The organism is Sphingomonas bacterium (genome assembly GCF_903644055.1).
Lineage (GTDB): Bacteria > Pseudomonadota > Alphaproteobacteria > Sphingomonadales > Sphingomonadaceae > Sphingomonas_I.
This window is the reverse complement of the sequence record NZ_CAHJXD010000205.1, coordinates 1-11,845: the sequence shown is the minus strand read 5'-3', so window position 1 is coordinate 11,845 and position 11,845 is coordinate 1. Positions and strand designations below refer to the sequence as shown.

General features: G+C 67.9%; 13 protein-coding genes. 4 read left to right on the top strand and 9 right to left on the bottom strand.

Features of this window, described 5'->3' with window-relative positions; all coding sequences use genetic code 11:
- The 8 genes from HUU94_RS09140 to HUU94_RS09105 form a co-directional block, all read right to left on the bottom strand.
- A partial coding sequence (locus HUU94_RS09140) for a DNA translocase FtsK 4TM domain-containing protein (protein WP_174274777.1) occupies nucleotides 1-712 on the bottom strand: 712 nt, incomplete at its 3' end.
- Nucleotides 713-775: 63 nt separating this feature from the next.
- Nucleotides 776-1,207: a response regulator gene (locus HUU94_RS09135; RefSeq protein WP_174274776.1), complete on the bottom strand. Its 432-nt coding sequence runs from the start codon at nucleotides 1,205-1,207 to the stop codon at nucleotides 776-778.
- A gap of 91 nt (nucleotides 1,208-1,298) precedes the next feature.
- A complete protein-coding gene (locus tag HUU94_RS09130) occupies nucleotides 1,299-2,171 on the bottom strand; it encodes a ParB/RepB/Spo0J family partition protein (protein ID WP_174274775.1) in 873 nt (290 codons plus the stop codon).
- On the bottom strand, nucleotides 2,168-2,947 hold the full coding sequence (locus HUU94_RS09125) for a ParA family protein (RefSeq protein WP_174274774.1): 780 nt from the start codon (nucleotides 2,945-2,947) through the stop codon (nucleotides 2,168-2,170). Before HUU94_RS09125 ends, HUU94_RS09130 begins: the two co-directional genes overlap by 4 nt.
- On the bottom strand, nucleotides 2,944-3,570 hold the full coding sequence (rsmG, locus tag HUU94_RS09120; protein WP_174274773.1) for a 16S rRNA (guanine(527)-N(7))-methyltransferase RsmG: 627 nt from the start codon (nucleotides 3,568-3,570) through the stop codon (nucleotides 2,944-2,946). Before rsmG ends, HUU94_RS09125 begins: the two co-directional genes overlap by 4 nt.
- Nucleotides 3,567-5,300, bottom strand: a complete 1,734-nt coding sequence (gene mnmG / locus HUU94_RS09115) for a tRNA uridine-5-carboxymethylaminomethyl(34) synthesis enzyme MnmG (RefSeq protein ID WP_174274772.1) — start codon at nucleotides 5,298-5,300, stop codon at nucleotides 3,567-3,569. Before mnmG ends, rsmG begins: the two co-directional genes overlap by 4 nt.
- Nucleotides 5,301-5,317: 17 nt before the next feature.
- Nucleotides 5,318-6,607, bottom strand: a complete 1,290-nt coding sequence (gene mnmE / locus HUU94_RS09110) for a tRNA uridine-5-carboxymethylaminomethyl(34) synthesis GTPase MnmE (protein ID WP_254602095.1) — start codon at nucleotides 6,605-6,607, stop codon at nucleotides 5,318-5,320.
- Nucleotides 6,604-6,843, bottom strand: coding sequence for a DUF6489 family protein (locus tag HUU94_RS09105; RefSeq protein ID WP_174274771.1), 240 nt, complete (start codon nucleotides 6,841-6,843; stop codon nucleotides 6,604-6,606). The genes mnmE and HUU94_RS09105 overlap by 4 nt, the downstream gene beginning before the upstream one ends.
- Nucleotides 6,844-6,947: 104 nt before the next feature.
- On the opposite strand from HUU94_RS09105, the gene HUU94_RS09100 reads away from it, so the two are divergent.
- A complete protein-coding gene (locus HUU94_RS09100) occupies nucleotides 6,948-7,649 on the top strand; it encodes a dienelactone hydrolase family protein (protein ID WP_174274770.1) in 702 nt (233 codons plus the stop codon).
- A complete protein-coding gene (locus HUU94_RS09095; RefSeq protein WP_174274769.1) occupies nucleotides 7,646-8,623 on the top strand; it encodes a quinone oxidoreductase family protein in 978 nt (325 codons plus the stop codon). The genes HUU94_RS09100 and HUU94_RS09095 overlap by 4 nt, the downstream gene beginning before the upstream one ends.
- A 99-nt stretch (nucleotides 8,624-8,722) precedes the next feature.
- Here the strand turns inward: HUU94_RS09095 and HUU94_RS09090 are convergent, their stop codons facing one another.
- Nucleotides 8,723-9,367 (bottom strand): TerC family protein, encoded by a 645-nt coding sequence (locus tag HUU94_RS09090; protein WP_174274768.1) that lies wholly within the window; start codon nucleotides 9,365-9,367, stop codon nucleotides 8,723-8,725.
- Nucleotides 9,368-9,594: 227 nt separating this feature from the next.
- On the opposite strand from HUU94_RS09090, the gene HUU94_RS09085 reads away from it, so the two are divergent.
- On the top strand, nucleotides 9,595-9,984 hold the full coding sequence (locus tag HUU94_RS09085; protein WP_174274767.1) for a fucose-binding lectin II: 390 nt from the start codon (nucleotides 9,595-9,597) through the stop codon (nucleotides 9,982-9,984).
- Nucleotides 9,981-11,660, top strand: a complete 1,680-nt coding sequence (locus HUU94_RS09080; protein ID WP_174274766.1) for a hypothetical protein — start codon at nucleotides 9,981-9,983, stop codon at nucleotides 11,658-11,660. Before HUU94_RS09085 ends, HUU94_RS09080 begins: the two co-directional genes overlap by 4 nt.
- Nucleotides 11,661-11,845: the final 185 nt, after the last annotated feature.

Genomic DNA, 11,845 nt, shown 5'->3' with positions numbered 1-11,845 from the left:
CGGGTGCATCGTCGGCGCGCGGCTCGATCCTCCGCCGCGCCGCTTTGGGCGGCACCGGCGTATCAGGCAGGGCCTCACCCGCTATTCCGAAACCCCCGGCTTCGCGCGCGCGCCGCCGGAACAGCGCCTGCCGCTCGGTCGTGCTCAGCCCCATCGCCCAGAAGGCGCAGGCCAGCCCCGTCACCGCGAGCAGCAGCATCGCCGCGATCCTGGGCGCCTCGGGCCAGCCCGGCATAGCGATCCGCGCCAGCCCGGCATCGATCGCGCCGGCACCACCCAGCCCGATCGCGCCGCCGAGCCCCGCCGGCAGCGGCGCCACCGTCCCGCCGCGGATCAACCCCAGCGCGACATCCAGCAGCGCCATCGCCAGCACGGTAATCGGCAGCGCGCGCTTCCACTGCCCCGCCTCGGCGCCGCGCCACAGCCTGAGCGCGATCACCACCAGCGGCGGCAGCAGCAACGCAACGGGAAGCCCGAACAGGGTCAGCAGCAGATCGGCGGCCCACGCGCCCGGCGCGCCGAGCACGTTGACCGGCGGCCCGCCCGCCGCGGTGTTCATCGCCGGATCGACAGAATGGTAGCTCGCCAGCGCGAAGCCGAGCAGCAGCACCAGCGCGAGGATCGCCAGCGCGCCCAGGATCGCGCCGCCGCGCCGGCCGAAAAGCCCCGCGCGCTCCGTCCAAACCGTCCCGTCCGCCAATCGCGTTGCCATGCGCGCGCACTCCCAGATCGGAGGGTGCGTACCCTAAATGTTCCAACAATGCAAGCGTGATTTTCAGCTCGTGATGAGGCGCTCCCTCATCGCCGCCCGATCGTCGGGCGCGATCCGCGCATGTCGATGCGCCGCCGCCTTGACGAGCTTGATCAGCTCGGGCGCGCAGCGCACCGCATCGGCCTTATCGAAACAGCCGACCGCGCCGGCGAGCAGCGCCGTCGTCCGGAAGTCGGCGCCCTTGCGCGTCGCCGACGAGAGCATGATCACGGGTATATCGTGCCGCTTGACCAGGATTTCGAGATAGGCGAGCCCACAGACCCCGGGCATCTCCTGATCCAGCGTAATCACGTCGAAATGATCGCTGTCCAGCAAAGCCTCGGCTTCGGCGACATTCTCGGCGACGGCCACCTTGATATCGCGGTCGCCTTGCAGAACGTAGGTCAGCATCCCTCGTATCGTGACCGAATCATCCACGATCAGCACATTGATCATCGCTGCATACGCCACCTGAAACCGAACGCTGCTTCCGCGCACTCCTCGCCTTATCCCGCGAAGCCTAAGGGGGCGTTAACGGACGCGCGGCTTAGATCGGCCCGCCACTGAGCCGCTGGCAGATCATGTCGAGCTGATCGAGCGTCGAATAGCCCAGGGTCACCGTGCCGCCATTGGGGCCATGGACGATCGCGACCTTGAGGCCGAGCAGATCGCCGAGCTGGCGCTCAAGCGCCCAGATATCGGTGCTGCTGCCCTTATATTCCATCGGCCCCTTGCGCTCGCGCTTGGGCCTGGCGCCGCGCGCCAGCGCCTCGGTCTCGCGCACCGAAAGCCCGCGCCGCACGACCTCCTCGGCGATCGCCTCCCCATTCTCGACCCCGATCAGCGCGCGCGCATGCCCCATGCTCAGCCGCCCGTCGGCGATCATCGCGCGCACCGCCTGCGGCAGGTCGAGCAGCCGCAGCAGGTTGGCGACATGGCTGCGCGATTTGCCGACCATCTTGCCCAGCGCCTCCTGGCTGTGGCCGAAGCTCTTGATCAGCCGATGATAGGATTCGGCCTCCTCGATGGCGTTGAGGTCCTGCCGCTGGATATTCTCGACGATCGCGAGCTCCAGCGTCTCGCTGTCGTCGAGCGTCCGCACCAGCGCGGGAATCTGGTGGAGCTGCGCGCGCTGCGCCGCCCGCCAGCGCCGCTCGCCGGCGACGATCTCATAGCCCTTGCCCGCTCCGCGCACGACGATCGGCTGGATCAACCCGCGCGCCTTGACCGATGCGGCGAGCTCGTCGAGCGCGGCCTCATCGAAATGGCGGCGCGGCTGGTCGGGGTTGGGAAAGATCGCCGCCACCGCGAGCATCCGCACCCCCTCGCCATGGCCCTCGCCGGCGATCGGCTCCTCGCGCCGCGCGTCGCCCAGCAACGAGGAGAGCCCGCGTCCCAGCCCGCGCTTCGCCTCGCTCATGCCGCCACCGCGAGCTGCGGCAGCCGCCCGAGCAGTTCGCGCGCCAAAGCGATATAGGCCTCCGATCCCGGGCAGCGATGGTCGTAGATCAGCGCGGGCAAGCCATGGCTCGGCGCTTCGGACAGCCGCACGTTGCGCGGGATCGCGGTGTCGAACACCAGTTCGCCGATTACCGCGCGCACGTCCTGCGCCACCTGCTCGGAAAGCCGGTTGCGGCGATCGTACATCGTCAGCGCGACGCCGATGATCGCCAGCGCCGGATTGAGGTTGGCGCGCGCGCGCTCCACCGTGTGCAGCAACTGGCTCAGCCCCTCAAGCGCGAAGAATTCGCATTGCAGCGGCACCAGCACATAGCGGCAGGCCGCGAGCGCGTTGATCGTCAGCAGGCCCAGCGACGGCGGGCAATCGAGCAGGCAGACGTCCCAGCGCGGCGGCAAGGCGTCCATCGCATCGCGCAGCCGGTGCACGCGGTCCTCGGCATCGACCAGTTCGACCTCGATCCCCGAAAGATCCTGCGTCGCCGGAACCAGGTCGAGCCTCGGCACCGCGGTCGGCCGCACCGCATCGGCCAGCGCCACCGTGCCTGTCATCACCTCATAGCTCGATCTCGCCCGCGCGCCGCGATCGACGCCGAGCCCGGTCGAGGCATTGCCCTGCGGATCGAAATCGATCAGCAGCACGCGATGGCCGGTGGCGGCCAGCGCGGTCGCCAGGTTGATCGCGCTGGTCGTCTTGCCGACGCCGCCTTTCTGATTGGCTATCGCGATCCTGATCATCTCGTCTTCCTCGGGCGAACGCCGCGCGCCACGACGATTGCGGCGCACGAATCGGTCAGGCTGGGGACAAGCCGGAACTCCCCCTGCCACGAAGCCCGCGCGCTCGCCAGTTCCTCGGCGGCCGATCGTCCCTTGGGCAGCACCCAGATCGTCTCCGCGTCGGCGAAGCGCGCGCCGATCGCGAACAATCGGGGCAACGGTGCGACCGCGCGTGCGCTGATTACCGCAGCGGTGACGGCCGGCGCCGAGGCTGCGGTCTGGGCGATGACCGTCACGCGCGAAGCGAGGCCGAGTCGCTCGATGGCTTCCGAAAGAAACGCTGCGCGCTTGGCGCGCGGTTCGATCAGTAGGCAAGGCTGGTCGCGCAGGATCGCGATCACCAGTCCGGGCAGTCCCGCCCCGCTGCCGATATCGACCCAAGGTCCGGCAGCATCTTTGGTCGGGCCGAGGAGCTGCGAAGAGTCGAGGATATGCCGCTGCCAGATTTGGTCGAGCGTCGATCGCGCGATCAAATTCTGTTTTTCGGCCTCGTCGCGCAAGAGGTTAATGAATGCCTTTAGCCGCTCGCATGTTTCACGTGGAACATCCTGACAGACCAGTCGCTCGGCTTCCTCCTCGCTCAAGCTGCGCGCGCCGCAACGAAGATGGCTGTCAAGGCGGCAGGCGTAATCCCGCGAATTCTTGCGGCGGAAGCGAGGTCGGCCGGCTTCGCGATCGTCAGCCGCTCGATCATCTCGTTGGAAAGCCCAGGAACGCCCGAATAATCGATCCTCTCGCCCAACGGCACCGCCGCATCGCGCTCACGCCGCATCACCTCAAGCTGCTGCCTGCGCAGATACGGCTCGTATAGCGCGTCGGCCGCAACCTCTTCCGCTACCGCCTGGCTTACACCCGCATCGGAAAGCGGACCGTCTGCCACGCCCCTATCGAGCAAATCACCTGCAACGGCTTTGGCGGCAAGATGCGCCTCGATACGCCGATGTGCCTCAGACGAGAGAACGCTACTCCCGATCGCCGCCCCGCCAAGCCTGGCAACGGCGTTATCCGCCCGCAGGTGAAGCCGAAACTCGGCCCGTGCCGTCAGCATCCGATAAGGTTCGGTGACACCCTGAAGCGTCAGATCGTCGATCATTACGCCGATATAGCTGCTCGCGCGATCGAAGCGCACCGGCGCCCTCCCCAGAGCAGCAGCGGCCGCCGAGAGCCCCACGACCAGCCCCTGCGCCGCCGCCTCCTCATAGCCCGTCGTGCCGTTGATCTGCCCGGCGAGATACAGGCCGGGAATGTCCCGCAACGCCAATTGCGCATCGAGCGCGCGTGGATCGACATGGTCATACTCCACCGCATAGCCGGGCTGGCTGATCCTGGCCTGCTCGAGGCCCTCAATCGTGCGGATCATCGCTTCCTGAACCTCGATCGGCAGCGATGTCGAAATGCCGTTGGGATAGACGGTCGCGTCGTCCAGCCCCTCCGGCTCCAGGAAGATCTGGTGCGAATCGCGATCGGCGAAGCGGTGGATCTTGTCCTCGATCGACGGACAATAGCGCGGGCCGCGTCCCTCGATCGCGCCTGAAAACAGCGGCGAGCGATCGAGCCCCGATCGGATGATGTCATGCGTCCGCGCGTTGGTCCGTGTGATCGCGCACGCCACCTGCGGCAAGCGTACGGATGGCGCCGAGGAAAAGCGCCACGGCGTCGCGTCGCTCGGCTGATAGTCGAGCCGCGCCCAATCGATCGTCGTTCCGTCGAGGCGCGGCGGCGTCCCCGTCTTCAGACGCGCGACGCGCAACCCGAGCTCGCGCAACTGCGCCGCCAGAGTGATCGCCGCACCTTCACCGATCCTGCCGCCGGCCTCGCTTTGCTCGCCGCAAAACATGCGTCCGCCGAGGAACGTACCGCTTGCGACGATCACCGCCTTGGCGGAAATCTGCCCGCCGTCATCCAGCGCGATCCCCGCCACCGCTCCGCCGCGCAGCACAAGCCGATCCGCCGACCCTTCGACGATGGTGAGGTCTTCGGTTTCCGCAAGCGTCCGCTGGATCGCGGCTGCATAGAGCCGCCGATCCGCCTGCACGCGCGGCCCGCGGACGGCAGGACCCTTGCTCTGGTTGAGCATGCGGTAATGGATGCCCGCCGCGTCCGCCGCCTTGGCCATCAACCCGTCGAAGACATCGATCTCGCGAACCAGATGCCCCTTGCCGACGCCGCCGATCGACGGATTGCACGAGAGCGTACCGAGCTTGTCCCTGCGCATAGTCACCAGCGCGGTGCGCGCGCCCATCCGCGCCGCAGCAGCAGCGGCCTCGCATCCGGCATGCCCGCCGCCGATAACGATCACGTCAAATTCGGTCATCGATGTTCCACGTGGAACTATTTTCCCAGACAGAAGCGCGCGAACAGCCCGTCCAGCACTGCCTCCACATCCGTCCCCCCAGCCACCGCATCGAAATATCCGCAAGTGGTGCGAAGCTGCTCGGCGCACAGGACCGGGTCATGTTGCGTCGCAGCATCGGACAGCGCAGTCGCCGCCTCCGCCAGCAGCAGCCGTTGACGCTGGTTGAGCGCGAGATCGTCGGTGGTGCTCGCCGATCGGGCGGCGGTCAGAATGCGGGCCCGAAGATCGTCAAGCCCCTCGCCCGTCATGGCCGAAATACCGAGCGCATAGCCCGGCGGCGTAATCCTGCGCTCGGCGAGATCGTTACGGCTATGCACCGATAGCCAGTCCTGCGCGGCGACCTCGGCAGCGCCAAGCCAGATCACCAGGTCCGCCGCCGCGATCGCCGCGCGCGCGCGATCGATGCCGATCGCCTCGACCGCGTCGTCGCTCTCCCGCAGCCCCGCGGTATCGGTGAGCAGCAATGCGGTGCCGCCCAGCATCACCGGCGCTTCCAGCGCGTCCCGCGTCGTCCCCGCGACGGGAGTCGCGATCGCAACATTGCGCTCGGCCAGCGCATTGATAAGCGTCGACTTTCCCGAATTCGGTGGTCCCGCGATCACCACCCGGAAGCCGTCGCGCAGCCGCTCGGCGGGCGGCGCCTGCACGGCGGCGGCGATATCGGCCCGCAGATCGTTCAGCGCCGCGCCGAACGCCTCGGGCAGCAGCTCTTCTTCTTCCAGCGCCTCGCCGAATTCCAGCGCCGCCTCGATCTCCGCGGTCAGCGCCAGCAGCCGCTCCCGCCAGCCGTGGATCCTCCGGCTGAGCCCGCCTTCGGCCATCAGCAGCGCCGCGCGCCGCGCCTGTTCGGTCTCGGCGGCGAGCAGATCGGCCAACCCCTCCGCCCCCGTGAAATCCAGCCGGCCGTTGCGCAAGGCGCGCCGCGTGAACTCGCCCGGCTCGGCCATCCGGCATCCGCGCACCCCCCCGATCGCGGCCAGCACCGCGCGGACCACCGCCTTGCCGCCATGGACGTGCAGCTCGGCGAGGTCCTCGCCCGTCGCCGATCCCGGGCCGGGAAACCACAGCAGCAGCGCACGATCTAGCAACGCCCCGTCGCGGTCCCTGAGGCTCGCCAGCGTCGCGCGCCTCGGTTCGGGGAGCCGCCCGGCCAACGCCCGCAACACGCCGCCCGCCGCAGGTCCGCTGACCCGGAGGATCGCGATCGCGGCGGGCAGCGCGCCCGAGGACAGCGCGAAGATCGTCTCGCCCGCGTCCGCGCTCACCCCGGAGTCTTGGTCCCGGTCATCTGGTCGACGAGTCTCTTCCACATATTCATGCCGGCATCCCCCATCGGCATCCAGCTTCGCAGCATCGTATCGAACGCCTCGGGCGTTACGCCGTCGGTGATCGCCGCCTTGAACCTGTCGAGATAGATGTCGTGCAGCGGGGTGAGATCGGGCAGCCCCATGAAGCGGCGCGCTTCCTCGGGCGAGCAATCGACGTTGATGCTGATGTTCATGGCGCGCGCCTCATGGAATCCTCGCGGCAGGGTAGAGGAATGGCTGGCGGGGGTCCATGCCGCGCGATACGCCGCTTGGGGCATATCCATCGGAGAGGCGAATCATGGCGGAGACGATCGAGGTTCAGGCGCTGGCGGGCGAGGGCCGCTTTGGCGCTTATTGCGCGCGGCCCGAGGGCACGCCCAAGGCGGCGATCATCGTCATCCAGGAGGTTTTCGGGGTCAATGCGGGCATCCGCCGCAAGGCCGATGACTGGGCGGCGCTCGGCTATCTCGCGCTCGCGCCCGATATGTTCTGGCGCTTCGCCCCCGGCTACGACGCCGATCCCGACGTGCCCGAGCAGATGGCCGATGCGTTCGAGGTGCGGAAAGGGTTCGATCCGGACAAGGGCGTCGAGGATGTCGAGGCGGTGCTTCGCGCCGCTCGCGCAATGCTCGGCGGCGCCGGCAAGATCGGCATCGTCGGCTTCTGCATGGGCGGCCGCGTCAGCTTCCTCGCCGCGACGCGGACCGACATCGACGCCAGCGTCGGCTATTATGGCGCGGGAATCGATGCCGCGCTCGATGAATCGCGCGGCATCGCTCGGCCGCTTATGCTCCACTTCGCCGAGCAGGATCAGTATATCGCCGCCGACGCGCGCGCCAGGATCCACGCGGCGCTGGATGCCAATCCCCACGTCGCGATCCACGAATATGCGGGCGTCGATCATGGTTTCGCCGACACGTTCGGCGCGCGCCGCGCCGATGCCGCCGCCCGCCAGGCCGACGCGCGCACGATCGCCTTCTTCGCCGAGCATCTCGGGTGAGCGACTATCGCCTGATCGTCCGCGAGACCGGCGGCCCCGAGACAATCGAACGGGAAGCGGTCGGCACGCTCGCTCCCGGCGCGGGCGAGGCGCGCGTCCGCCACGCGGCGATCGGCCTCAACTTCATCGATACTTACCAGCGCTCGGGCCTCTATCCGATAGCATTGCCAAGCGGGCTCGGGTCCGAGGCGGCGGGCATTGTCGAGGCGGTGGGCGAGGGCGTCACCGAGGTGCGCGTCGGCGATCGCGTCGCTTATGCGGGCAGCCCGCTCGGCGCCTATGCGACCGTTCGAACGCTGCCGGCCGGGCATCTCGTCACGCTGCCCGACGACGTCTCGTTCGAGACCGCCGCCGCCGCGATGCTCAAGGGCATGACCGCCGATATGCTCGTCGGCGAATGCGGCGAGGCGAGGCCCGGCCAGGTCGCGCTGGTCCATGCGGCGAGCGGCGGCGTCGGCTCGCTGCTCGTGCAATGGCTGAAGGCGATCGGCTGCACCGTGATCGGCCATGCCGGCAGTGCGGAAAAGGCCGCGCGCGCCAAGGCGCTGGGGGCGGATCATGCGCTCGATTGCCCGTTCGATCAGCTCGCCGATCGGATTCGCGCGATCACCGGCGGCCACGGCGCCGATCTCGTCCTCGATGGCGTCGGCAAGGCGAGCTGGGCGGCCTCGCTCGCCGCCGCCGCACGGCGCGGGCTGATCGTCAGCTACGGCAACGCTTCGGGCGCGGTGCCCCCGCTCGCCCCGCTCGAGCTCGGCCGTGCCGGGTCGCTGTTCCTGACCCGGCCGTCGCTGTTCGACTATATCGAGACGCGCGAACGCCTCGCCGCCGCCGCCGAACGCCTGTTCGCGCGCCTCGCCGACGGCAGCGTCAACGTCGAAATCGGTCAGGCCTTCCCGCTCGCCGACGCCGCCGAGGCGCATCGCGCGCTGGAGGGGCGAAGAACCACCGGATCGACGATATTGCGCCCGTAGGTCCCCCAAGATCGATCGCTGGGTCCGTCCTGCTGAGTTGAACTCCCGTCACCCCGGCTCAAGGCCGGGGTGACGCTTCAACTTGGAGGGGGATAGCCTCTAGAACAACGTCCCCAGTCCCGTCGCGGGATTGACGATACCCTCGTGGATCATCTTCACCGCGACGAACAGGATCACCGCCAGCCCGATGTACGCGATCCAGCGGTAGCGCTCGATCACGCGCGCCAGCACGTTGGCGGCGACGCCCATCAGCACCACCGACAGCAGCAGCCCGATGATCAGGATGCCGGGATGCGCATGCGCGGCCCCCGCGACCGCCAGCACATTGTCGAGGCTCATGCTGACGTCGGCGATCGCCACCGCCCAGGCTGCGCCCGCGAAGCTCCTGGCGGGCTTGAGGTCGCCGGGCTGGTGCCCCGCATCGCCGCCGCGCAGCTCGCGCCACATCTTGAACGCCACCCACAGCAGCAGCAGCCCGCCCGCGAAGGTCAGCCCGACGATCTGCAACAATTGCGTGACGAGAAGCGCGAAGATGATCCGCAGCACCAGCGCCGCGATGATGCCGATCAGGATGACGCGCTTGCGCTGCTCGGGGCTCAACCCCGCCGCCAGCGCGCCGACGACGATCGCATTGTCGCCCGCCAGCATCACGTCGATCATCACGACCTGAAGGAAGGCGGCGAGCGCGGAGGCGGAGCCGAGGTTGGAGAAGTCCGTGACGATGTTCTGCCAGACGTCGGTCATGACGGCATGTTAGGGAAGCGTGCGGCGGCTGTCGATATTAAGCCGGCTTTAAAAGCTTCGCCCGGTATCGCCACTGGTGCGACGAGTCGGGGAGGGAGGCCGCGTCGGCGTACGCAACGATAGAGCCATAACGGCGCAGACTCCCTCTTGATCGTAATCCGGCCCGGTTCACTGTGCGCTGCGTTTGAGTTTGCGTGCCTTGTCGGATCAAAGCAGCGGAGGGTGCCATGCCCAATCCCATCGTCATCAACGTCCCGATCACCCAAGCGAACACGACGCTCTACATCATGGCGGACACCTACGCCGCCTTCACGCAACAGGTCTCGATACAGGTGCCAAACGGCCAGCCTTTGGTCGCCACCGGCAATGGCGAAGGCAAGCGCGTCGGCTATTGGACGCTCAGCTTCCCTACCGTCGGCATCTACACCTTTTCGGTGCTGGTCCAGTACAACAGCGGATCGGGATATCAGAACAGCTCGCTGGTTCAGCAGGCGCAACTGGGCGCGGTCACGCTGAACCAGATCGTCGTCTTCTCCGAGGACGCCAACGACAATGACGACAACGACTGCCTGATTACGTTCATGTGGTTCAACCGGCCGCAGGCCGCACGGCAATGAGCCGCTCCGCCGTCACGCGGATGGGAGCGCGGCTCGCGGCGCTGGCGGCGCTGTTCGGTGCCGCCCAGGCCTGGGCGACGCAGCCGACGCCGCCCGCCACGGTTTCGATCGCGCCCGAGCCCGCAATCACTGGCAATGGCGCGCGCCAGGTCTCGCTGGCACTGCGCCTCGCGACGAACCAGCCCGGCCGCTACCACCTGCGCGTGATCGCAAACGTGAGCGAGGGCCAGCCGGTGACGGCCGGCGTGATCGCCGATCGCACGATCGACTTGCCGGGAGCGGCGACGCAGACGGTTTCGCTGCCGATAACCGGCGCCGGCGACGCGGAGATCACCGCGATCATCGAGCCGGCGGGCGGCGGCGTGAGCAGCGCCGATGCGCGGTTCCTGCGCGTGCCCGAAGACAGCGGCGCGCCGCAACTGCTCGATCCGCGCGCCTATCTCGCCGTCCATGGCCGCGAGGTGGCGGCGCGCCGCCCCGGCTTCGGCCTTCAGCCGGCCCGCAATACGCAAAGGGATGTCGCGGCCACTCCGCCCAACACCGCCGGCGTGAAGATCAGCGGCGCACCGGGGGAGTTCGTCGGCGGCGGAACGGTTTCCGGCGAGCCTAAGCCCGCGATCTCCGCGCAGCACCTGACCAGCAGCCAGCTTACGCTCAGCGGCCGCCTCGTCGCTCGGGTCAGCAATACCGATATACCGATGCGCAGCGTCCAGGTGCAGATATGGGACAGCGACACGATCAGCCCCGACGACCTCCTCGGAACGACCACGACCGATACCGACGGCAATTACACCATTACCGTCACCAACGACGACGGAGCGTTCGGCGGCGGCGTCGATGTCTATCTCTACGTCTCCGCCCGGCAACCCAAGCTCGCCGAGCTGCAACTGATCCCAGACGGCGAGGGCGGCTATGTGCCTTTCTATTATGCCTGGCGGTCGCCGACGGTCGATAACATCACCGTCCGCACCTACACGATGAACTTCTCCATCACCGACCAGGCCGCCGCGGCCAGCCTGTGGTCGGGCCTGAGCCGCGCGCAGGCCATACAGACGGGCTTCGGCGGCCATGGCGCCGAATATGTCGAGGTGCGCTATCCGGGGCTGACGCCCGGAGACTTCTTCCTGAACAATATCATCAACTTCAACTATACGACCAACACGCCCGAGGTCGCCGGGCATGAATATGGCCATGCCATCATGTGGCAGGCCTATAATCATTGGTTCCCGCCGAATTCGGGTGGCAGCCACAGCTATTGCGCTCCGGCAACCGCGGGGCTCGCATGGTCGGAAGGCTTCGCGACCTACATCGGCCTGAACGCAAGCGGCACGTCCGGCGTCTACCATTGGGTTGTCGGCGACACCGGCCGGTCGATCGAGCGCTGGTCGTGCAACCTTCGCAGCATGACCACCGACGAGGGGCGCGTCGCAGCCGGGCTTTGGGACCTTTCGGACGTCGCGCAGGACGACAACCAGGGCAATCCCGATCAGGGGAAAGCGGGATTTTCCGACGCCAACGTCGGCGCCGAGTTGGTGACCTACACCCAGGCGCTCGCCGCCCTGTGGCGCCGCCGGCAGAACGGCATCCCGGATTATTGGCAGGATCTGGGAGCGGTCATCGCGGCGCCCCAGCAGGCCCCATCGACACGGATCATGACCTACAATTGGTATCCGTAGGGCGTCGTTCGACTATCTCGAGAAGGTATCGACATTCAGCTTTGAGAATCGGTTCTCACAGTTCGTCCGTCATCCACGGCCGCAAGACCGATACGCTCGCCTGACGTTGAACTCTCGTCACCCCGGCCTTGAGCCGGGGTCCCGCTGCCTGCCGACGCTGAAGAAGCGGGACCCCGGCTCAAGGC